25 protein-coding genes, 1 tRNA gene and 1 pseudogene are annotated in these 21,965 nt (G+C 36.3%); 16 read left to right on the forward strand and 11 right to left on the reverse strand.

Annotated features, from left to right (window positions below):
* The first annotated feature begins 26 nt into the window (after positions 1-26).
* On the forward strand, positions 27-923 hold the full coding sequence (locus tag BOQ64_RS10585) for a bestrophin family protein (protein WP_228448309.1): 897 nt from the start codon (positions 27-29) through the stop codon (positions 921-923).
* 12 nt (positions 924-935) lie between these two features.
* Here BOQ64_RS10585 and BOQ64_RS10590 read toward each other — a convergent pair whose 3' ends face one another.
* Positions 936-1,535, reverse strand: a complete 600-nt coding sequence (locus BOQ64_RS10590) for a hypothetical protein (protein ID WP_228448310.1) — start codon at positions 1,533-1,535, stop codon at positions 936-938.
* Positions 1,536-1,590: 55 nt separating this feature from the next.
* On the opposite strand from BOQ64_RS10590, the gene BOQ64_RS10595 reads away from it, so the two are divergent.
* The 10 genes from BOQ64_RS10595 to BOQ64_RS10640 all read left to right on the forward strand — a co-directional run bounded on the left by BOQ64_RS10595 (position 1,591) and on the right by BOQ64_RS10640 (position 9,736).
* Positions 1,591-2,211, forward strand: a complete 621-nt coding sequence (locus BOQ64_RS10595; protein ID WP_129058049.1) for a toxin-antitoxin system YwqK family antitoxin — start codon at positions 1,591-1,593, stop codon at positions 2,209-2,211.
* Between the two features lie 5 nt (positions 2,212-2,216).
* Entirely contained in the window at positions 2,217-2,747 is a 531-nt protein-coding gene (locus tag BOQ64_RS10600; RefSeq protein WP_129058050.1) for an RNA methyltransferase, read from the forward strand.
* 186 nt (positions 2,748-2,933) lie between these two features.
* Complete coding sequence (locus tag BOQ64_RS10605; protein ID WP_129058051.1) at positions 2,934-3,587, forward strand: CBS domain-containing protein; 654 nt, start codon at positions 2,934-2,936, stop codon at positions 3,585-3,587.
* A 1-nt stretch (position 3,588) separates the two neighbouring features.
* The gene (locus tag BOQ64_RS10610) at positions 3,589-4,455 is read left to right on the forward strand and encodes an NAD kinase (RefSeq protein ID WP_129058052.1); all 867 of its coding nucleotides are present in this window, start codon (positions 3,589-3,591) and stop codon (positions 4,453-4,455) included.
* A gap of 69 nt (positions 4,456-4,524) precedes the next feature.
* Entirely contained in the window at positions 4,525-5,595 is a 1,071-nt protein-coding gene (gene fbaA, locus BOQ64_RS10615) for a class II fructose-bisphosphate aldolase (RefSeq protein ID WP_129058053.1), read from the forward strand.
* A gap of 90 nt (positions 5,596-5,685) precedes the next feature.
* Positions 5,686-6,540, forward strand: a complete 855-nt coding sequence (accD, locus tag BOQ64_RS10620; RefSeq protein WP_129058054.1) for an acetyl-CoA carboxylase, carboxyltransferase subunit beta — start codon at positions 5,686-5,688, stop codon at positions 6,538-6,540.
* A 93-nt stretch (positions 6,541-6,633) separates the two neighbouring features.
* Positions 6,634-7,053 carry a DUF6973 domain-containing protein gene (locus BOQ64_RS10625; RefSeq protein ID WP_228448311.1) on the forward strand — a complete coding sequence of 140 codons (420 nt, stop codon included), beginning with the start codon at positions 6,634-6,636 and terminating at the stop codon, positions 7,051-7,053.
* Positions 7,054-7,426: 373 nt separating this feature from the next.
* Positions 7,427-8,830, forward strand: coding sequence for a nucleoside recognition domain-containing protein (locus tag BOQ64_RS10630; RefSeq protein WP_129058055.1), 1,404 nt, complete (start codon positions 7,427-7,429; stop codon positions 8,828-8,830).
* Positions 8,831-8,878: 48 nt separating this feature from the next.
* The gene (locus BOQ64_RS10635; RefSeq protein WP_129058056.1) at positions 8,879-9,244 is read left to right on the forward strand and encodes a four helix bundle protein; all 366 of its coding nucleotides are present in this window, start codon (positions 8,879-8,881) and stop codon (positions 9,242-9,244) included.
* Positions 9,245-9,343: 99 nt separating this feature from the next.
* Positions 9,344-9,736 (forward strand): hypothetical protein, encoded by a 393-nt coding sequence (locus BOQ64_RS10640; protein ID WP_129058057.1) that lies wholly within the window; start codon positions 9,344-9,346, stop codon positions 9,734-9,736.
* 15 nt (positions 9,737-9,751) lie between these two features.
* Here BOQ64_RS10640 and BOQ64_RS10645 read toward each other — a convergent pair whose 3' ends face one another.
* The 4 genes from BOQ64_RS10645 to BOQ64_RS10660 form a co-directional block, all read right to left on the reverse strand.
* The gene (locus BOQ64_RS10645) at positions 9,752-10,642 is read right to left on the reverse strand and encodes a ferric siderophore ABC transporter substrate-binding protein (RefSeq protein ID WP_129058058.1); all 891 of its coding nucleotides are present in this window, start codon (positions 10,640-10,642) and stop codon (positions 9,752-9,754) included.
* Positions 10,643-10,664: 22 nt separating this feature from the next.
* Positions 10,665-11,063 carry an ExbD/TolR family protein gene (locus BOQ64_RS10650; RefSeq protein ID WP_129058059.1) on the reverse strand — a complete coding sequence of 133 codons (399 nt, stop codon included), beginning with the start codon at positions 11,061-11,063 and terminating at the stop codon, positions 10,665-10,667.
* A gap of 12 nt (positions 11,064-11,075) precedes the next feature.
* Positions 11,076-11,780, reverse strand: coding sequence for a MotA/TolQ/ExbB proton channel family protein (locus tag BOQ64_RS10655; RefSeq protein WP_068941094.1), 705 nt, complete (start codon positions 11,778-11,780; stop codon positions 11,076-11,078).
* Between the two features lie 176 nt (positions 11,781-11,956).
* Positions 11,957-12,418, reverse strand: a complete 462-nt coding sequence (locus tag BOQ64_RS10660; protein WP_129058060.1) for a hypothetical protein — start codon at positions 12,416-12,418, stop codon at positions 11,957-11,959.
* Between the two features lie 169 nt (positions 12,419-12,587).
* Here BOQ64_RS10660 and BOQ64_RS10665 point away from each other — a divergent pair, with 169 nt between their 5' ends.
* Positions 12,588-14,384 carry a DUF885 domain-containing protein gene (locus BOQ64_RS10665; protein WP_129058061.1) on the forward strand — a complete coding sequence of 599 codons (1,797 nt, stop codon included), beginning with the start codon at positions 12,588-12,590 and terminating at the stop codon, positions 14,382-14,384.
* Between the two features lie 67 nt (positions 14,385-14,451).
* A complete protein-coding gene (locus BOQ64_RS10670) occupies positions 14,452-14,898 on the forward strand; it encodes a DinB family protein (RefSeq protein WP_129058062.1) in 447 nt (148 codons plus the stop codon).
* Positions 14,899-14,986: 88 nt separating this feature from the next.
* Here the strand turns inward: BOQ64_RS10670 and BOQ64_RS10675 are convergent, their stop codons facing one another.
* Positions 14,987-15,607, reverse strand: a complete 621-nt coding sequence (locus BOQ64_RS10675) for an endonuclease III domain-containing protein (RefSeq protein ID WP_129058063.1) — start codon at positions 15,605-15,607, stop codon at positions 14,987-14,989.
* A 33-nt stretch (positions 15,608-15,640) separates the two neighbouring features.
* Here BOQ64_RS10675 and bcp point away from each other — a divergent pair, with 33 nt between their 5' ends.
* Positions 15,641-16,090, forward strand: coding sequence for a thioredoxin-dependent thiol peroxidase (gene bcp, locus BOQ64_RS10680; RefSeq protein WP_129058064.1), 450 nt, complete (start codon positions 15,641-15,643; stop codon positions 16,088-16,090).
* Positions 16,091-16,159: 69 nt separating this feature from the next.
* Here the strand turns inward: bcp and BOQ64_RS10685 are convergent, their stop codons facing one another.
* Genes BOQ64_RS10685 through BOQ64_RS10705 form a run of 5 tightly spaced genes read right to left on the reverse strand, consistent with a single transcriptional unit; the run spans position 16,160 to position 20,359 of the window.
* The gene (locus BOQ64_RS10685) at positions 16,160-16,693 is read right to left on the reverse strand and encodes a GNAT family N-acetyltransferase (protein ID WP_129058065.1); all 534 of its coding nucleotides are present in this window, start codon (positions 16,691-16,693) and stop codon (positions 16,160-16,162) included.
* Positions 16,662-17,327, reverse strand: coding sequence for a hypothetical protein (locus BOQ64_RS10690; RefSeq protein ID WP_129058066.1), 666 nt, complete (start codon positions 17,325-17,327; stop codon positions 16,662-16,664). Before BOQ64_RS10690 ends, BOQ64_RS10685 begins: the two co-directional genes overlap by 32 nt.
* 32 nt (positions 17,328-17,359) lie before the next feature.
* Entirely contained in the window at positions 17,360-18,412 is a 1,053-nt protein-coding gene (locus BOQ64_RS10695; protein ID WP_129058089.1) for a mannose-1-phosphate guanylyltransferase, read from the reverse strand.
* A 32-nt stretch (positions 18,413-18,444) separates the two neighbouring features.
* Positions 18,445-19,035, reverse strand: a complete 591-nt coding sequence (locus BOQ64_RS10700; RefSeq protein ID WP_129058067.1) for a SprT-like domain-containing protein — start codon at positions 19,033-19,035, stop codon at positions 18,445-18,447.
* A gap of 1 nt (position 19,036) precedes the next feature.
* Positions 19,037-20,359, reverse strand: a complete 1,323-nt coding sequence (locus tag BOQ64_RS10705; protein WP_129058068.1) for a TolC family protein — start codon at positions 20,357-20,359, stop codon at positions 19,037-19,039.
* 184 nt (positions 20,360-20,543) lie between these two features.
* On the opposite strand from BOQ64_RS10705, the pseudogene BOQ64_RS10710 reads away from it, so the two are divergent.
* A pseudogene (locus BOQ64_RS10710) lies at positions 20,544-21,787 on the forward strand (bifunctional folylpolyglutamate synthase/dihydrofolate synthase).
* A gap of 49 nt (positions 21,788-21,836) precedes the next feature.
* Positions 21,837-21,911, forward strand: a tRNA-Val gene (locus BOQ64_RS10715).
* The last annotated feature ends 54 nt before the right edge of the window (positions 21,912-21,965 follow it).

Consider the following 21,965-nt stretch of genomic DNA (forward strand, 5'->3'; position numbering starts at 1 on the left):
TACTTTATTCTGAAAAAATTATATTTGTGGTATTAAGCGAATTTATGAGAGTCTACAACACGAAACATTTCATTAAAATCCTTTTCAGCTTACACAAAAGTGATACTCTGAAGATTCTTTTCCCAAGCATGATTCTGGTAGGACTATATTCCTGGGGAATCCAGTATCTGGAAGTAGGCTATTTTCATCTTACAGCAAAATCAGGAATCAGTAATGTGGGGATGATTCATTCCCTTTTGGGGTTTGTTCTCTCTCTTTTATTGGTTTTCAGAACCAATACTGCCTATGACAGATGGTGGGAAGGAAGGAAATTGTGGGGTAAACTGGTGAATGATACCCGTAACTTTGCCATAAAGATTAATACCATCCTTGGAGATAACCGCCAGGATGCAGAACAGATTTCAAGATATTTAAAGTATTTTCCTCACTTTTTAGCCAAACACCTTTCTAAAGAATCTACCCGTCTGGCATTGGATGGAGATTATTCAGAAATTGAAAAATCTTTGAAAAATCATGGGCCCAGTGAAATAATTATTCTGTTAAGCCATAAACTAAATCAGCTAAAAAAAGAAGGCAAAATTTCAGAAATTGAAATGCTGTATTTAGATACTCAGCTTTCTGGATTTCTGGAAGTATGCGGTGGATGTGAAAGGATTAAAAATACTCCTATCCCCTATTCTTACTCCTCATTTATTAAGAAATTCATTATTCTTTATGTATTTGCCCTTCCGATTGCTTACGTGATTACCATTGGACTTTTCATGATTCCTCTTACGGTGTTTGTTTATTATGTCCTGATGAGTCTGGAATTGATTGCAGAAGAAATTGAAGATCCTTTCAACAATGATGAGAATGATATTCCGATGGAAACAATCGCTCAGAATATTGAGAAAAACGTTCATCAGATTATGAGCAAAAAATAAAAAATCAACCTTTTAAAGGTTGATTTCTTTGAGTTCTCCGTCCTGTTTGATCTCTACAAACTTACTTTCTCTGTTGGCGGCATCATAACCATAGAAAAAGGTTGAATATATGGGTGATGAATATAGATAATTACCCAATCCATTATAAGTATCTGTTGTTCCGGTCTGCTGCTGATAGCTCCCTGTTGCCGTAAAGTTCACAATCGTTTCAAGATAATACTTCCCAGGTTTCAGTTTTTCAAACTTGAATCTTCCGTGGTCATCCGTTAAAGCTTCTACTCTGTATTTAAAAGCCTCTTCAGACATATAAACCGTTGTTTTTTTATTTTCATATTTCTTCCTCATACTATAAAACTCTTCAAAATAAGGAGTCACCGGAAAAAGCATGATAACCGTACCTTTGGGAGCATAATGCTTTTGCCCAAGCAATGGCTTGATTCCCCAATTGTTTTTTTGTTTGGTAGATGCTACTCCTTCAATGGTTGAATTCCCGAAGGCAAGCATATCACGAGCCATTTTTTTATCAAAGAAAGCCTGTGGATAATAGCTATTCTGCGCCTGAGTATGCAAAAAGGCAAACATCAGTATGAATAAAGTGAATAATTTTTTCATAGTATATTTTTGAATCAAATATAAGTATTTTACTATTTTTGAAATAAAAATAGCTATGAAATACATTTTTCTATTGTTTTTCTCTGCTTCTACCATGATCTTGGCACAGAAGCCTTGTGGATATAAAGACGGATTGCAGGAAGGAAGCTGCAAAGAATTTTATGACAACGGACAGGTAAAAAATATGGTGGAATGGAAGAAGGGAAAAAAAGAAGGTGATGCTGTTTTTTATCATGACAACGGAAAAGTAAATGCTAAAGGCGAATTCAAGAAAGATTTCAAAGTAAATGAATGGGTTTACTATGATAAAAACGGTACTCTAACCGCCAAGGAAATATATAGAAATGGAGATAAAAATGTTTATGACAACAGCTTTACAGCCACTTTCTATTCTCCGAAAGGAGTTGCAGAAGAAGTTTCCAATTATAAATTCGCAAAGCTACACGGAGAAACCAAACTTTTTCATGAAAATGGAAAATCGGTAAAACAAATAGGACAATATGAAAACGGACTTGCCACCGGAAAATGGAAAGTATTTTATCCATCCGGCAAGTTACAGCGCGAAACAGAATTCGTTAATGATAAATGGAACGGCAACAGAATTCATTACCGTGAAGACGGAAGCATTGAAAAAACAGAGGTCTATAAAGACGGAAAATTAATCTCAACAAAATAATACAATTGGTACAGAAACTAAAACTGGAGGAACTAAACAGAATAGATGTAGAAACATTTAAGAAAGTTGAAAAAATTCCGTTGGTCATCATTTTAGACAATATCAGAAGCATGCATAACGTAGGTGCAGCTTTCAGAACGGCAGATGCCTTTTTAATTGAAAAAATAATCCTTTGCGGAATTACGCCTCAACCGCCTCACCGTGAGATTCATAAAGCGGCATTAGGGGCTACGGAGAGTGTAAACTGGTCTCATGAAGAGGATACCAACAATGCTATTTCAGATTTGAAAAGCAAAGGTTATGAAATTATAGGAATTGAACAGACTACAGGTAGCCAGATGATTACCGATTTCACGATTGACAAATCGAAAAAATATGCTTTGATTTTAGGAAACGAAGTAGAAGGAATCAGTGATGAGGTACTGCCTAATGTAGATGTATTTTTGGAAATTCCGCAGCTTGGAACCAAGCATTCTCTTAATGTAAGTGTATGTGGCGGAATTGTGATGTGGGAGTTTGCAAAGGCCCTAAAATAAAAAAACTGCATATGTCGTTAGTAGACAGTGCAGTTTGAAATAAATCTAATAAAAAGTAAAAATGAAAGGCGACAAAGGTACCTTTTTTTCTTTACAAACAAATTTTAACGTCATTTTTTTTGTTTTAACTTAAAAAAAGTCGTGTTTTCAGAAACAGTTTCGTTTAATTTTTTATAAATTAGCACAATGTTTATCAAGGACTATATCTCAAAAGATTTCCCATGTTTTCACCTGTCGGACTCTATAGAATCCGCAAGAAATCTATTGGAAGATTTTGGGTATTCCCACATTTTTATCAAAAAATCTAACCATTTCTACGGAGCTCTTGCAATGGACTTTCTGTATGAGGAAGATGGTGGAACCTTGAAGGATCTTGAGCACCAGATTGAACGCTTTGCTATTTTGGAGGACAGTAATATTATGGACAGCATCCGGCTGTTTTATACCTTCAGCAGCAATATTGTTCCGGTGATTAATAAAAATGAAAAGTATTTGGGGTATATTACCTGTGAAGATGTTTTCCAGGACCTTTCCCGTTATCCGCTTTTTTCAGAAACAGGAGCCATTCTTACTGTAGAAACTCCTGCCAGAAAATACTCTATGACGGAAATCACTAATATCGTAGAAAGCAATAACTCGAAGTTTTATGGAGGGTTTATAAGCTTTATGTCTGAAGAAGTGGTTCAAATCACAATAAAGATCAGCAATGAAAACCTGGCCTCGATAGACGCAACTTTTGATCGGTACGACTACAGAATTGTTGAAAAATATTATTCTGATGAGAAATCCGATCTGTTTAAAGACCGATTCGGTTTTTTCCAAAAATTTATAGAAATATAACATGAAGGCAGCCATATATTCTCAGAAAAAAGATCTTGATACTTTTTTATATTTAAGCAAGTTTATCTCTGAACTTGAAACCAGAGGTGTAAAATCTGTTCTGTATGATGAAATGGCTGAAGCACTTCAGTTTTCGAAAATTTTCGAAACATTCAACAATAAACAGGACCTTTTGGATAAGGAAGTGGATCTTTTCTTCACTTTCGGTGGAGACGGAACTATTGTAAACTCTCTAACATTTATTGAAGATCTTGAGATCCCTGTAGTAGGTGTAAACACCGGAAGATTAGGATTTCTTGCTTTCTTTACGAAAGAAGAAGCGTTTAAAGAACTGGATTCTATTCTAAAAGGAGATGTGAAAACAAGCCGCCGTTCGGTAATTGAAGTCGTTTCCCCAAATCTGGAAGGATTTTTCCCGTATGCATTGAATGATGTAACTGTTTCAAGAAAGGAAACTACCTCTATGATTACGGTAGACTCTTATATTAACAACGAGTTTCTGAATGTATTCTGGGGTGACGGGGTAATTATCTCCACTCCTACCGGATCTACCGCATACTCTTTAAGTTGTGGCGGACCCATCATTTCTCCGAATAACGAAAATTTCGTCATCACTCCTATCGCTCCTCACAATCTGAACGTGAGACCTTTAGTAGTAAATGACAAAGTGGAAATCAAATTCAGAGTGGAAAGCCGGGTTCCACAATACTCTCTTTCTTTAGATTCAAGATTGATCCATATTGAAACCGATAAGGAAATCATCATCAGAAAAGCCGATTTTCAGCTTCTTCTGGTACAGCCCAACAATTTGAGCTTTTACGAAACCATCCGTCAGAAGCTACTTTGGGGACGCGACAAAAGAAATTAATGATTTCTTAAAAATGATTACCTTTACACGAAATTAAACACCTAATAAATTTATAATAAAAAGTAAAACATGAGCAGAATTTTTCCGGCAGGAGTTGCCACAGGTCAGTTAGTTACTGATATCTTTCAGTATGCTAAAGAAAACAAATTTGCATTGCCTGCAGTAAACGTAATTGGATCAAGCAACGTAAACGCTACAATGGAAACTGCAGCGAAATTAAACTCTCCTGTAATTATTCAGTTTTCAAATGGTGGAGCTGCTTTCAACGCAGGGAAAGGATTAAGCAACGACGGACAAAAGTCTGCAATTTTAGGAGCTATTGCTGGAGCAAAACACATTCACACTCTTGCAGAAGCTTACGGAGCAACAGTAATTCTTCACACAGACCACTGTGCAAAGAAATTATTGCCTTGGATCGACGGATTAATGGATGCTAACGAAGAATTCTTCAAGCAGACAGGAAAATCTCTTTATTCTTCTCACATGCTAGACCTTTCTGAAGAATCTTTAGAAGAAAACCTTGAGATTTCTGCTAAATATTTCGAAAGAATGGCTAAACTTCAGATGACTCTTGAAGTAGAAATCGGAGTAACTGGTGGTGAAGAAGACGGTGTTGACAACTCAGATGTTGATAACTCTAAATTATATACTCAGCCTGAAGATGTAGCGTATACATACGAAAAGTTAAAAGCTATTTCTGATAACTTTACCATTGCTGCTGCATTCGGTAACGTACACGGAGTTTACAAGCCAGGAAACGTGGTTCTTACCCCGAAAATCCTTGACAACTCTCAGAAATATGTTCAGGAGAAATTCGGAACTGCTGATAAGCCAATTAACTTTGTATTCCACGGAGGTTCTGGATCTACTTTGGAAGAAATCAGAGAGGCAATTGACTACGGAGTAATCAAAATGAATATCGATACTGACCTTCAGTTTGCATACACAGAAGGAGTTAGAGATTATATGGTTAACAATGTTGATTATTTAAGAACTCAAATCGGAAACCCTGAAGGAGAAGAAAAACCTAACAAGAAGTTCTATGACCCAAGAGTTTGGGTAAGAAAAGGTGAGGATACTTTCTCTACAAGATTAGTACAGGCATTTGAAGATTTAAATAACGTAGATACTTTAAAATAAGAACTGTAAATTTGTACCAATGTAAAAAGGGCTCCATGTGAGTATATTTACATTGGTACATTTTACATTTATACATTAATACAATTAAAAATGGCATTCGACTGGTTTAAAAGAAAAGCAAAAAACATTACCACTTCTACTGATGAGAAAAAAGACGTTCCCAAAGGTCTTTGGCATCAGACTCCATCCGGAAAAGTTGTGGAACATGATGAATTAAAGAGAAATAGCTACGTTTCTCCTGAAGATGGATTTCATGTAAGAATAGGAAGTGCGGAATTTTTTGACATCCTTTTTGACGGTGGTAAATTTACCGAACTGGATGCCAATGTTGAAAGTATTGATATCTTAAACTTCAAGGATACAAAACCTTATAAAGACCGTTTAAAAGAAGTAAAAGCAAAAACAAAACTTACAGATTCTATCAGAAATGCTGTAGGAACTGTAAAAGGAACTGAAATGGTAGTTTCTTGTATGGACTTTGCTTTTATCGGTGGATCTTTAGGTTCTGTAATGGGTGAAAAGATCAGAAGAGCTGTAGACTACTGTATCAAGCACAAACTTCCGTATATGATTATCTGTCAGTCCGGAGGAGCAAGAATGCAGGAAGCTACTTATTCTTTGATGCAGTTAGCTAAAGTACAGGCTAAATTAGCTCAACTTTCAGAAGCAGGTCTTTTATACATCGCTTACCTTTGCGACCCAACTTTTGGTGGAATTACAGCATCTTTCGCGATGACTGCTGATATCATCATGGCAGAACCAGGAGCACTAATCGGTTTTGCAGGACCAAGAGTAATCCGTGAGACTATCGGTAGAGATTTACCGGAAGGATTCCAGACCTCTGAATTCCTACAGGAAAAAGGATTTGTTGATTTCATTGTAAAAAGAACTGAAATTCAGGACACTGTTGCTAAAACCGTTAATTTATTAGCTGCAAAAGCATAGTTTCTGTAACAAAAACAATACAGTCTCTCTCTAATTAGGGAGAGATTTTTATTTATGAGGACTTTTAAGATATTTTTCAACACCATCAGGAGTATGAGTTTTAAGAAGATCATGCGTCTCTTATCCCTTGTTCTCCCCCATCCTCTTTTTGCCATCCTCAGCTTTCATGCTACGGCTAAAGCATTTACTATTGCACAGGCAAAATTCCCAGCCACGGCATCCAACAACGGCATTGGAAACGCTTTCAGACATGCCCTTTGGTGCTGCTTCATCATGATGTATTGCTGCAAAGTTTCTTCCCCTAAAAAGGCTCTTGATTTCTGTAAAAGAATGACAGATCTTCACGAAGAATTGTTTCCTAATCAGCCTTTGGAAACGAAAATGGATCTTCATAACAACAAGTTAGGAATGGATTATTTCATGGAGCTTTTACCCGGAATTCACCGCCAGTTCTTTGAAAAAAGCTTTTTTGTAGAAGGATTGGTCAAAAAATGGATGATGCTAAAGTCTTAAAGAGCTTAGACGATGACTTTGAGGGGCATCTTGTTTATCTGGAAGATTAATTAAATATATTTTATTTTAAACGCTAAGAATACGCAGAGAGGTTATAAATCCTTATGCATATTTTCGATCGCAAAGGTACTTCGTTCAGAAAGGAACTCTAGCCTGTGTACTCTGCTAAGTGCTAACGCCACTGCGAACGGAAAATTTTACATCTTCCTATAAAAATCTTTGTGAACATTGCGTTAAAACAAATGATTTCCAATAGTTTGAGTCTGTTATCAACAGATTTCTTCTCACTTCTCAAAAACTTAAGTGCTTAATTCTTTTGTAACTTTTGTGGTTTAAAGTATTTTTGATAAGTTTAAACAATTAAATCAATCGAATGGTTCTCAGCAGAATTTGGTCGGCATTCATTATCATTGCCATTGGCATTGCCAGTATAAAATACATTTCATCAAGCCATTACAAAACCATTTTCAATGATATGGTTGTTGGAAAGGGCGGTGATACGGTGAAAATCGCGACTCAACCCATGAACGCCCTCTCTCCTGTTGTGAAGGACAGCCTGATGAAGAAAAATGATTTTGAAGACAGCAGAATTCATTATAAGACAGATTCTTTAAAGCAAAATGTAGCCGTTTATCGTGTTCAGGAAGCTGATGGAGTTATCGGAACTTCTGAAACTGCTGTAAAAATATGTCTTGGCCTTATCGGAATCATGACATTGTTTATGGGATTCATGAGTATTGCTGAAAAAGCAGGCGGAATCAATCTTTTAAGCAGATTCATTCAACCTTTCTTTTCAAAATTATTCCCGGATATCCCTAAAAACCACCCGGCATTTGGACATATGCTGATGAATTTCAGTGCCAATCTCCTGGGATTAGACAATGCTGCCACTCCGTTCGGATTAAAAGCAATGGAAAGTCTTCAGACCTTAAACCCTAATAAGGATACTGCCAGCAATTCACAGATTATGTTCCTGTGTCTTCACGCAGGTGGAATGACGCTTATTCCGGTATCTATTATTGCGATCAGGGCTTCGATGGGATCCAAAACCCCTACTGATATTTTCCTGCCTTGTATGATTGCTACTTTTGCCGCCACTTTGGCTGCCATGATTATTGTTTCTTTATACCAGAAAATCAATCTTCTTCGTCCAGTAGTTATTGCGTATGTTGGAGGAATCTCAGCGATTATTGGTTTATTAGTTGTTTATCTTGTACAATTAAGCAAAGACGAACTTGATGATTTCAGTAAGGTATTAAGTAACGGGCTTATTCTGTTTATTTTCCTTGCTATTGTACTTGGAGCTGTTTATAAAAAGATCAACGTTTTTGATGCCTTTATTGAAGGCGCTAAAGAAGGATTCACTACCTGCGTAAAGATTATCCCTTATCTGGTTGGGATGTTGATCGCTATTTCCTTATTAAGAACTTCCGGAGTTTTTGATGTGATCATTGACGGAATGAAATGGGTAGCTAATGTAGCTCACCTGGATCCAAGATTTGTGGATGGACTTCCAACGGCATTAATTAAACCTTTATCCGGTTCCGGAGCAAGAGGAATGATGGTAGATACGATGGCAACTTTCGGAGCAGACAGTTTCCAGGGTAAATTAGCAGCGGTTCTTCAGGGAAGCTCAGATACGACGTTTTATGTAATTGCAGTATACTTTGGTGCCGTAGCCATAAAGAACACAAGATATACGGTAATTGCTATGCTTTTGGCTGATTTGGTAGGTATTATTACTTCTATTGCGTTGGCTTATTTATTCTTCGCTTAATTTTGTTGCTAGTTGTCAGTTGCTAGTTCTTACGTTAAAAAATGATATATGAGTTACAATAAACTTGATATTTACAACATTGCCTTTGAATTGTTTATTGAAACACATCAATTGTCACTACAACTACCAAAGTATGAACTATACGAACTTGGCAGTCAATTAAGACGCTCAGCAGACTCAGTTGTTACAAATATTGCAGAAGGCTATGGAAGAAATAATTACAAAGGAGATTTTATCAAATTCCTCACTTATTCTCAGGCTAGTTGTGATGAAACTGTATGTCACTTATCAAAAATCACAAGACTTTACCCGGAATTAAGTCCAAAATTTAAAGAGAAATCTGAACAATACAATCTATTAGGAGGAAAAATAAATAATTTTATAAAATACGTTCAGCTAAGCTGGCGTACATAACTCAACAACTAGCAACTAGCAACTAGCAACTAGCAACTAGCAACTAGCAACTAGCAACTAGCAACTAGCAACTAGCAACTAGCAACAAAATTACCCATTATGATTACAGATAAAGAATTTACCCTAAGACTCATCCGCCAGTTAACACAAGCTCTAGAAAAACTGATTCTTGATAAACCTGAAGAAAGTTTAATGCAAAAAGAGTTGGATTTTGATACTTTGATGAGAGATATCTTCAAAATGAATTTTACAGAAGTATCTTTTATGACCAAGGAAGAAATGATTGCACTTGTTAATGAGAGACAGGAAAGAGACCGTAAAGACTATTATGAAATGCTTGGGAACCTTTTCTATTTCAAAAGCAGACAAGAACAGAATAAAGACTTTCAGGATAAAGCAAAAACATTCTATGAGCTGTATCTACAAACCAGCGGAATATTTGCCCTCCCGGTAATTAACAGAATAAACGAATTAAAAAAAGCACTTGAATAAAGTGCTTTTGTATTTTTAGAATGTAATTTTATAAGTTCCGCTGGAAGAAACATTGGCTTTCTCTGCCTTTACATATTTCTTCACCCAGGCAACAGATGTAGATGATACGCAAGGATCTGAAATTCCTCCCGTTCTTCTTGCAGACACCACATTTCCTGCTTTATCTACAGTATAGGCAATCGTTATAGATCCGCTGGCTGTACAGCTGTGAGATGGTTGTGCGCCTCCTCTTCCCATTGTTCCGGGAATATACCCTACCAGTTTTCTGTCAATTCCAACTCTACTGTCTCCGTTTCCTTCTCCTCCTAGTGGATCTCCTGCATTTCCTGGGCCATTTCCGTCACCTTGTCCGCCAGGCTTTTGTCCTTTTCCACCAAGAAACTTACCAATAGCTGCATTTCCTTGCCCGTCACCATTTCCGGTTTTTGAATTGGCTTTAGCAGCTCCGGCTTTTTTAGTATTCTTAGTAGTGCTTGTACTCGTGGCTTCCTTTTTTTCCGCTTTTTTAGACTCCTCTTTTTTAGGAACCGTATTTTTAGCATTATTTCCTGTAATTACTTTTTCCTTCGCTTCAACTTTTTTCGGCTCGGGTTTCACTACCGGTTCGGGTTTTACTTCGGTTTTTGTTTCAGGAACAGGAACTTCTACAGGTTCTGGAGTTACAACTTCTGTTTCAGCAGCTAAACTTCCTGGCTGCTCTGCAGGCTCTTCTGCACCGTTTCCGTTTCTGTTGTCTCCAAAGTTCACCAGCATGGTAGTCACCACTTCAGGTTCTTTATCCAGTTCAGGTTTTAATTTATAGTAAAAAACAAAAAGCAGAATCGCAGCCCAAATCAGGATAGAGAGTAATGCACTCTTTACCCGATCTCGGTTTTCCTCGTTCTTGTTTGCGGTGTAGCTTCTCATCTTAAAAAATGATTCTTAGCATTTATTTATCTTTAACGGTTGCAATAGCAATGTTAAATTTATGTTTTTCAGCAATTTCCATTACAAAGACAACATCCTTATGCATGGTATTTTCGTCAGCTCTGATCGTAAAGGATTTATTCGTCTGCCCGTTTAATTTATCTGCAATAATCTGTTCCAGTTCTCCTTTATTTACCGGATTATCATCCACAAAATAAGAACCGTCCGGCTTAATACTTACAATAACAGGATTGGGAATATTATCTTCAACAGCTCCGGCTTTCGGCAGATTCACCTCTATAGCACTTTGGTTGGCTGCAGACGAGGTAATCATAAAGAAGATCAGCATCAACAGGATAACGTCTGTCATCGCTGCTAAACTGAATTCCGGGTTGGCTTTATTTCTTCTCTGAATTTTCATCTTAAGAAAGATTTATAAAGGTTTATTGATAAGGTCTAAAAATTCTCCTGACATGTTCTGAGCTTTCAGTACAAATTTGTCAATTCTTGTTAAAAGAATATTATAACAGAAGTTGGCAGGAATTGCCACTGCAAGACCTACTGCTGTTTGTCCTAAAGCGGTATAAATACCTTCAGAAAGTGTTTTTGGAGAGAAAGATCCCGTTGCATGTGACAGGTTAAAGAAGGCAATAATCATCCCGATTACGGTTCCCAAAAGCCCTAACATTGGTGCAATACTCGGTACCACAGCTAAAAGATTCAGGTTTTTCTCCATATTGGCAACTTCTACCTGAGCCTGAGCTTCCATAGCGCTTACAATATCAGAAACAGGGCGTCCAAGTCTTGAGATCCCTTTTTCAAGGATTCTTCCTTCCGGCGAATTCTGTGTTTTGCAATAATCAGCAGCAGCCTCTATTTTTCCTTCCTTAATAAAGTCTTCAATATTATTCATGAAGTTAGAATCTGTTTTTGAAGTAAGCCTTTTAATAAAGAAAAATCTTTCAAAAAACAGATATAGTGAAAACACTCCCAACAGCAATACGGTTACCATCACTATTTTAGCGAAGGCTCCTCCGTGGAACATGATTTTCCAGAATGAAAATTCTAAATTGTCTGCGGCAACTGCAGGTGTGGTGATTTGTGCAAATAAAATCTGAGAAAGTTCCGTTAACAGCATTAAATGTGAATTTTATTAAAGTTTCAACGACAAATGTAGTGGAATATTATGAATTGAACTCTTAAAAATTGCTTAAAAACAACTTAAAGTTTGTTATGATGTATAAACAGCAAATTTCTTTCCAAAAAGAAATTTTGAAAAGAAATCTGGTATTAAAAAAGAATAATAAGTAGCGCTTAGTCTTCGTCTACTTCAATATCATCCTGTTTGAACTCGCATTTTAGTCTAAAAGGAATCGGAGCATCTGATCCGGTATAGAAGTCATCAATGGTTCCCTTCCATATCATCTGAAGCTCACCTTCTTCATTCTTCTCGAAAAGAAGCTCATTATCATAAACATAGGCCTCATCATCATCGAAAAGATCTACCTCTGTATAGGTATCTTCGTCAGAATCATTGATTTTGAATGTTTTTCCTTCTATTTCCGCAGAGTCGATAGGAAAATCGAAGACCTCAAGTGAAAGCTGCGGAAAGTTGTACTGTAATGAATCATCATCTACGTGATCCAAACTGTCATCCGTAATAATTTCAACCTCTAAAAAATGTTGCTGGTTGCTGTAAACTGCTTTACAATAAGTGTTTCTAATATTGTATTTTAGCGTTTCGTCCGGATGGTAAATTTTTAAAATCCCTTTCATTTTTTCTTAAAAAAAGAACTGTAATACTATGATTGTTAAACGTTTTAGACAAAGATAAAAAATTGATTTAATGTGAAAAGGATTTTGAATATTATTTTTTAAAATCAATTCACACAATGAGTCTGAATCTCCCAATAATACTTACTTTTGTTTTATAAAGATTCTGAAAATGAAAAATGTTTTATCAAAAAGTATTCTGGGAATAGGTTTAATAATTGGTCTTGCCTCGTGCAAAAAGACTGATTCTCCGCTTACAAAGGTGACACCTACCAATCTGGATTCTATTGCCTCCAATTATTATGAACAGTATCTTAAACTATATCCTTTAGATGCAACGGCTCAAGGAGATTTAAGATACAATGATCAGCTTCCTATCAATATTGATAAGGATTTCATTTCAGGAGAGGTTGCCTTTTACAATTCGGTGCAGAAGCAGTTGGAAAATGTAGATTATAAAGCTCTTTCTGATGAGGATAAGGTGGTATATGATGTATTGGATTATACTTTAAAAGATAAAATTGAAGCTTACGCGTATCATCCTGAATATATCCCATTTACTCAGTTTGGTGGTCTTCCATTAAACTTCCCGCTATATGGAAGCGGCCAGGGAAGCCAGCCTTTCAAAACTGAAAAAGATTACAGCGACTGGCTGAAAAGAATGGAAAAATTCCCGGAATGGATGGATGCTGCAACCGATAATTTCCGTGATGGAATCAGCAATAAAGTAGTTCTTCCTAAAAAACTGATTGTGAAAATGATCCCTCAAATGAAAGCCGAGGAAATCATCACTCAGGATATGGAAAAGAACATTTTCTACGGTCCTGTCAAAAATTTCCCAAAGGACTTTACTCAGGCACAAAAAGATAAGTTTTCAGCTCTTTACAAAGAGGCTATCACCAAGAAAATTATTCCTGCCTATACTAAAATGGGAGTATTTCTTGAGAAAGAATATTTACCAAAAGGTAGAGATACAGACGGATACAACAGTCTTCCTAACGGAAATGAAATCTACGGTTATTATGTAAAAAGCTGGACAACAACAAAAAAATCTCCTGAAGAGATCAACAAAATTGGACTGCAACAAGTTGCTATGCTTCGTGCAGAAATGGAAAAAGTGAAGCAGCAGGTTGGCTTTAAAGGAACATTGGAAGAGTTTATCACTTTTGTGAAAACAGATCCAAAAGCAATGCCTTATAAGACTTCTAAAGAGGTTTTAAATGGTTTTAATGCTATTCTGACGAAGATTACTCCGAAACTGAAGACCATGTTTAATGTTACTCCGAAAACAAAGTTTGAGATCAGACAGACAGAGAAATTCAGAGAGGCAAGTGCCAGTGCAGAATATATTCCTGGAACTCCTGATGGTAAAAGAGCTGGGATTTTCTATGTCCCGCTTCCTGATCCTACTCAATTCAATGTGACTTCAGGAATGGAATCTTTATTCTTACATGAAGCAATTCCGGGGCATCATTATCAGGTTTCTCTTCAACAGGAAAACACTAAACTTCCAAAATTCATGAGATTCGGATGGTTTGGAGCGTATGGTGAAGGATGGGCTCATTATTGTGAGACTTTAGGTCCTGAATTTGGCTTGTATACAGATCCTTACCAGAAAATGGGCTATTTAAGCGATCAGATGCTTAGAGCGGTAAGACTGGTAGTAGATACAGGTTTACATACTGGAAAAATGAGCAGAGAAGAAGCTATTAAATACTTCCTGAGCAATATTTCTTATGATGAAGGGGCTGCTACAGCTGAAGTGGAAAGATATATGGCCATGCCAGGACAGGCTTTAGGATATAAAATAGGATCTTTAAGAATCCGTGAATTGAGAGAAAAGTATCAGAAAGAACTTGGTAATAAGTTTAATCTGGCAAGCTTCCACGATGAAGTATTAAGCCAGGGATGCCTTCCGTTAGATGTTTTAAACAGAAAGATGGAGCTTTGGGCGAAAAAACAAAAATAAAAACTACAGGTACTGAAAAAAACAGTACCTTTTTTATGCTTTAATATTTCAAAAAAACTGAATAAAAATGATCATAGAAAGCCTAAAAACTCTTTACAGCAGAGATTTAAACAAATTAAAAGCAGAAATTGAAGCCTATCAAAATGAAGAAAACCTTTGGATAACAGATAAAAACATCTCTAATTCTGCAGGAAATCTATGTCTTCATTTGGTAGGAAACCTGAATCATTTCATAGGGGAACAGCTTGGGAACACAGGCTACGTAAGAGAACGTGATCTGGAATTTTCACTAAAAAATGTTCCAAGAGCAGAACTTATAGAAAAAGTGGAAGCTACCGAAATCATGGTAAATAGCGTACTCAGTCAATTATCTGAAGAGGATCTGAAAAAAGTATATTCACGTATGCCTTCTGAAGATAAAATGTCTACCACTCATTTTCTGATTCACCTGATAGCTCATCTTGATTATCATCTGGGCCAGATTAATTACCATAGAAGATTATTGGATCTGTAACCACTATTTAAACTACCCCGTCTTTTTGCTGCGCAAAAATCCACCCCTTCAAAGAAGGGGAATTTTGCTCGGTAAAACATCAGGGTTTTTACTTCTCAAACATCATTTTGGTAATAAAGTCCTTCTCCCCTTTTCCTCTTGCCGGAGAATATTCTCTGCCATAGAAAATAATCTGAAGATGAAGTTTATTCCATACATCTTCCGGGAATAAGTTCTTGGCATCTTTCTCTGTCTCTACTACATTTTTACCGGAAGTAAGTTTCCATTGTGTCATCAGACGGTGAATATGGGTATCTACCGGGAAAGCCGGAAAACCAAAACCCTGGCTCATCACTACCGATGCCGTTTTATGTCCTACGCCCGGAAGCGCCTCTAATTCTTCATAAGTCTGCGGAACAATCCCATTATGTCTTTCTAATAAAAGTTCTGCCATTCTCTTTAAGTTCTTGGCTTTGGTATTGGATAATCCTATTTCTTTAATTAATTCCTTGATCTGAAATTCTTCCAGTTTTGCCATTCTCTGTGGAGTTCCGGCTACCTCGAAAAGGTTTGGGGTAACTTCATTCACCTTTTTATCCGTTGTCTGTGCAGAAAGGGCAACAGCTACCATTAAAGTATAAGGATCGGTGTGATCCAAAGGAATAGGTGTTGTAGGATACAATTTATCCAGTTCTATCTGAACGAGTTCAGCTCTTTGCTTTTTTGTCATTTTACCCTTAAATTTGAACAAAAATAAATCATTATGCTGAAAGTTGGAGATAAATTACCTCAATTTGAAGGAACAAATCAGGATGGAGAAGCAATATCTTCATCAAACTTAATCGGAAAAAAGCTAGTTGTTTTCTTTTATCCTCAGGCGAGTACTCCAACATGCACCGTGGAAGCCTGTAACCTTAGTGATAATTATTCCAAGCTTGAAAAAGCAGGATATCAGCTATTGGGAGTAAGCGGAGATTCTGTAAAAAAACAGAAAAATTTCCATAGCAAATTTGCTTTTCCTTATGATCTTATTGCGGATGAAAGCCGTGATATTATTGAAAAATTCGGAGTTTGGCAGGAGAAAAAAACGTTTGGTAAAACCTATATGGGAATTGTAAGAACCACGTTTATTTTTGATGAAAATGGAGTGTGTACAAGAGTTATTGAAAAAGTAACGTCTAAAACAGCTGCTGATCAAATCCTGGAAGGATAGTTTTAAATACTGATAAAAGAAAAATCCACAAAGAGTCTTTGTGGATTTTTTATATTGTAATGTTTGACTTTATTCTGTTTCATAATAGTTTAGCTCCTCTGTTTCACCAGGAAGGGTAACATATTTTTTAAACTTCAGTCCCAGTTTTTCGATCAGTTTTTGTGAAGAAACATTTTCTTTTGAAATAATGGCAGATATTTTAGATAAACCAAAATCATCCATCCCAATCGATTTCACTTTCTGAGCACCTTCAAAAGCATATCCTTTTCCTTCAAATTCTTCCAGTAAAGAATATCCGATATCTACCACATCAAGCCCTTCTCTTTCAAAGATTCCTACAGCTCCTATCTTCTCATTACTGTCTTTAGTTATTAAAAGATAGTTCCCGTATCCCAGTCTTTCAATCTGTGGGGCAAACCTATTCAGAATATATGCTTCAGCATCCTCAACGGTATTTACATTTCGGTTACCGATATGCTGAATAAATTTCGGTCTGTTATAGAGTTCAAAAACAAAATCTCTGTCTTCTGCAGACATTGGGCGAAGTATTAAACGCTCCGTTTCATAAGTATTATCTGCGCTTGGGTGTTTTTTTAGGCTCATCTTTCTTTGGTTCTTCTTTTTTCTCGACTTTTAAAAGTCTGGGGTTATTAGCACATTTTTTATTGTAAAGCTCAATATAGGTTCCATTATCCTTTACATTCGATACAAGTCCAGTTGATTTATTAACCGTTAATGTAAAATGCGTTTTCTGATAAGGACACTCCTGTGAAGTCAGTTTTCCAAGATCCAGATAATAATTCTTTTGATCTTCATGATAATTACCTGCAAGATCTTTGAATTCCTCATCCACCATATAACCATCTGCAGCCAGTATTATTGCGGCTTCCTGAGCATTGTCTATCTTTCCTACAAAAGATTTTAAAGCTTCTGTATCAAGAATATAATTAATTTTTCCTCCCGAAGAATAAGCTATATAATAAAAGCTGTCTTCACTTGGGAAAAGATTAAACCCTGAAAACTGCGGTGTATAATTGATTTTCCCACCAGATGTTTTGATTTCCTCTCCTTTCCCATAGCTATTGTATACCAAAGTCCAGGAATCTACCTTATTATCAGGTTCTATTCTCTGTAATATATTAGGGATACTTGAAAACTTTTTCTTCTCCTGAGCATATCCCAGAATAGTAAAAAGTAAAAGGACTAAAGTCGCGAAACGGAGTGTAAATTTAATCATAGCCTAAAAATAAGCATAAAAGATACCAAATACTACATAAACTTATCTCCTTTCTTGAAATTTTTCAGATCCAGGACATAATCCTTAATTAACTGGTCGTTGTCTCTAGGGCAGATAAGAAGTGCCTTATCTGTATCTACCACAATATAGTTCTCAAGACCGTCAATAATGACCGCCTTATTGTTGTTTTTTAAACGGATAATGTTCCCTTTTGAGTTGTAAGCGAGTAAATGCTTTAATTTCACAGCATTTTCATTCTTATCTTTTTCAGTGTTTTCGTAGATGGAAGTCCATGTTCCCAAATCACTCCAACCTAAATCTGATGGAATAACATATACATTTTTAGCTTTCTCTAAAATCCCATTATCAATAGAAATTTTCTGAACCTTCGGATAAATGGTTTCTATACAGTTGTTTTCTTTTTCCGAATTATATTCACAAGCCATAAAATGCTGTGTCATTTCGGGAAGATACGTCTCAAAGGCATGATGAATACTTTTGACATTCCATATAAATATTCCTGCATTCCAAAGGAAATCACCACTTTCTAAAAAGCTTTGGGCAATTTCAAGAATTGGTTTTTCAGTAAATGTTTTTACTTTGAAATATTCTGAATTCTTTTTTTCTACAAATTGGATGTATCCATAGCCTGTATCAGGTCTTGTAGGGGTAATTCCCAATGTTACCAGATAGTCATTTTTGGAAGCCAGGTCAAATGCCAGCACTACTTTTTCAAGAAATACGTCTTCTTTAAGGATCAGGTGGTCTGCCGGAAGAACAATCATGGTAGCATCCGGATTAATTTCAGCAATTTTATTGGCCATGTAAAGGTTACAGGCTGCTGTATTTTTCATCAGAGGTTCTCCCACGATATTTTCTTCAGGAATCTCCGGAAGCTGCTGATGGGAAAGTGCTATATACTCTTTATTCGTGATAACGAATATATGTTCTTTTGGAATTACCTTGCTGATTCTATCATAAGTTTGCTGAATCATGGTACGCCCGGTTCCTAAAATATCCTGAAATTGTTTTGGAAATTTCTGTGTACTCATGGGCCAGAATCTGCTACCGATCCCCCCAGCCATTATAACGCAGTATCTATCTGATTTTAACATTCTTAGCTACATTTTTCTACCCTCGCTAAAGGTTTGAAAGAATACTTTCTTCCAGTGGCCAGGTTCTTACAAAGATAGTTTTTTTTAATCAGACCCTCTAATAAATACTTTTCGTTGCGATATATAAAAAATTCTCCTTTTTGAAGCTGTTCAATGAAATGAAGACTATCATCTTGTTTTTCAGTATGAAAATATCTTACAAGATCAGGGCTTGCCATAAAATTGGCCTTCGGTGATTTTGAAAACTTTACAATGATAGGTTTCAGCTCTTCATCATAAACCTCAAGGCTTTCAAGCAGCATATTTTTAAAAGTTTCTTTCCATTCATTGCCATGAGGAGAGATTCTTCGTCCATATTTTTCAAAAGCAATAAGATGTGCCAGCTCATGAGTAAGGACAAAGAAAAAAAGTTGTGGGGTAAGCGTAGAGTTTACCGTAATTTCATGAGAGTTATCTGGAAGTTTTCTGTAATCTCCCAGCTTAGAATTCCTGTTTCGAGTGACTTTTATATGAATATAATAATCTGAAAACCAAATCCTTAAATAATCAAGTGTATTTTGTGGTAAATATTTTTCTAACGATTGGATAGACATTTTACAAACTTAGTGGAATTCCTGCATAGAAATTCAATAATTTAAGGCTGAAAAGATAATTATATTTCGCCTGCGCTACTGATCCCTGTGCATTTGCATAATTATTTCTTGCAACATTAACGTCGTAAATGGTTGTTTTTCCTGCAGCATAGCTTTTATCGGCAAAATCAAGAGCCAATTTGGAACTTTTTTCTGCTTCTAATGCAGCTAAGTATGATTCATAATTGGCATCAGCATCAAACTGAGCTTTCTGTATATTCTGTCTTACCGTTTGTTTCTGCTGTTCAAGGGTTATTTTACTAACGCTTTCATTTAATTTAGACTGCTCAACCTGCAGTTTTGTTTTCCCTTTATTGAAGATAGGAATATTAAGAGACACTCCTACATTTTGTCCAAACTGATCTTTATACTGTTCAAAAAAAGTTCCCTGTACAACGCCTGGTGGAACATTAAATGATTTATTGTAGAATGTATTAAGGCCGGCACTGGCTGTTAATGTTGGCCAGAATGCTGTTTTACTTACTTCGGTTTGTGCTTCTGCTGATCTTATTCTGCTTTCTGCAGCTTTAATCTGAGGCTGTACATCATAAGCTTTTGTAAGAACCTCATCAACTGTAACCAATTGAGAATCTAATCCTTCAGGAATATCTACATTTTCTACATCAAAATCTTTATAATCTGAAAGCTGTAAAAGCTGAGCAATGGCGAACAAAGCTCTTCCTACATTAACCTCTGCTGTTTTAAGATTTTGTTTTTCTCTCGCCCATGCTGCCTCTGCTTCTGCCAGAACGGTCTGAGCCGTAGTCCCAACCTGAGTGGTTATCTTTGCTCTATCATGCTGTTTTTTAGCATTTTCTACAGCACTTTGAGAAATCTTAACAATTTCTTTGTTCAACAGAGCTGTTAAATATTGTTGTGCAATCTGCACAGAAATATCGTTTTTTATTGCTTCAATATCGTATTGGCTGGCTTCTACATCAAACTGAAGCTTTCTTACATTCTTTTCTAACCTTCCGTTATTGTACACCAAAACATCAGCACTTATTCCAACGCTGTTATTGAATCTGTCGTTTCTATAACTTCCTGCCCCTAATGATCCCTGCCCGAAACTCACTCCATTGATCACGCTACCTGACACAGATGGCAAATAATCTTTTCTGGCTGCTTTAAGATTGTATTCCTGGTTTTGTTTGGTATATTGATTTTGGATAACCTGAAGATTATGCTCCACTGCATAGCTTACACATTCTTTTAAGGACCATTTCTTCTGAGCACTTAAACCCAGACAACTCAGTCCAAAAACGATAATCCAAACTTTTTTCATATTATGTAGATGTTTATTTGTTTTTAATGGTCATATGGAGCCGCCTCATCTTTATCAGTATCTGTACTGTAAATCCCAGCGATTTCATATTAAGATTTTTCCCTATTAGACGAAGTAAATATAAAAAAGTTACAGATTGAAAAAAATAGTTTCATTTTAATAAAACTTTTGAGAATTTTGTATCATGACAAACGAACAATATCAGGAAGCTATCGACTGGCTTTTCGTACAGATGCCCAACTATCAGATAGATGGGCAGAAGGCTTATAAACCGGGGCTTGACAATATCACCAAGCTTTGCGCTTACTTTGGAAATCCTCAGGATAAAATAAAATGTATTCATGTTGGTGGTACCAACGGAAAGGGCTCCTCAAGCAATATGCTGGCATCTGTTCTTCAGGAAGCCGGTTACAAAGTAGGTCTGTATAACTCTCCACATCTTATTGATTTTACAGAACGTATTAAAGTGAATGGTAAAAATTGTCATAAAGAGTTTGTCTTTGATTTTATTCAGAAGCTTAAAAATATTCCTGAAGATATCAGACCTTCATTTTTTGAGTTTACCACCATTATGGCTTTTGAATATTTTTACCAGCAGCAGGTAGATTACGCCATTATTGAAGTGGGGTTAGGTGGAAGGTTAGATTCTACTAATATCATTAAACCATTAGTTTCTGCCATTACCAATGTTCAGCTTGATCATCAGAATATATTAGGAGATACCATTGAAGAAATAGCTGCTGAAAAAGCTGGAATCATTAAAAATGGTATTCCCATTATTTCAGGAGATGAAAATGAAGCCGTTAAAACAATCATCAAGGAAAAAGCAATAAAGGAAGGTGCTCCTTTCATAGACGCTACCCTATTTCATACTGACCTTTCTTCTGATTTAAAAGGAAATTATCAGCAAAAGAACATCCGTGTGGTTCTAGCTATTGTTGAGGAATTAAAAAAACTACACATTACCATTACAGACAAGGACCTGGAAAACGGACTATTAAATGTTCATCAAAATACAGGATTCATTGGCCGTTGGTTTGAGTTTTCAAAAGACCCTCTTACCATCTGTGACACGGGACATAATCAGGCCGGTCTGGAGTATGTTTTTTCACAATTAAATTCTATTGACAGGCACAAGCATATCATTTTGGGGTTTGTAAATGATAAAAAATAGATGAAGTGATGAGTTTACTTCCTGAAAATTCTGAGTTTTATTTTGCCAAACCATCCATCAACAGGGGAAGACATCCCGAAGATTACGAAAACTTGCTAAAGGATGCGAAAATTTTTTATAAAATTTTCAACTCCGTACAGGAAGCCTATCTATCTGCAAAAGAGCAATGTACAAACGAAGAAATGATTTTTATTGGCGGAAGTAACTTTGTTGTTGGAGATTTTTTAGAAAAAAATTTAGAGTTTAAAGAATAAGTTGTATATTTGCACCACTCTAAACGAGAAAACAACAACAAAGTCTAGAGGGTTCTTAGCTCAGTTGGTTCAGAGCATCTGGTTTACACCCAGAGGGTCGGGGGTTCGAATCCCTCAGGACCCACAAGAAAGGAAACGAAACCTTTTAAAAAAATTCGGGTTCTTAGCTCAGTTGGTT

This window comes from Chryseobacterium sp. CH25 (assembly GCF_004119455.1).
In the GTDB taxonomy this organism is placed as follows: Bacteria; Bacteroidota; Bacteroidia; order Flavobacteriales; family Weeksellaceae; genus Chryseobacterium.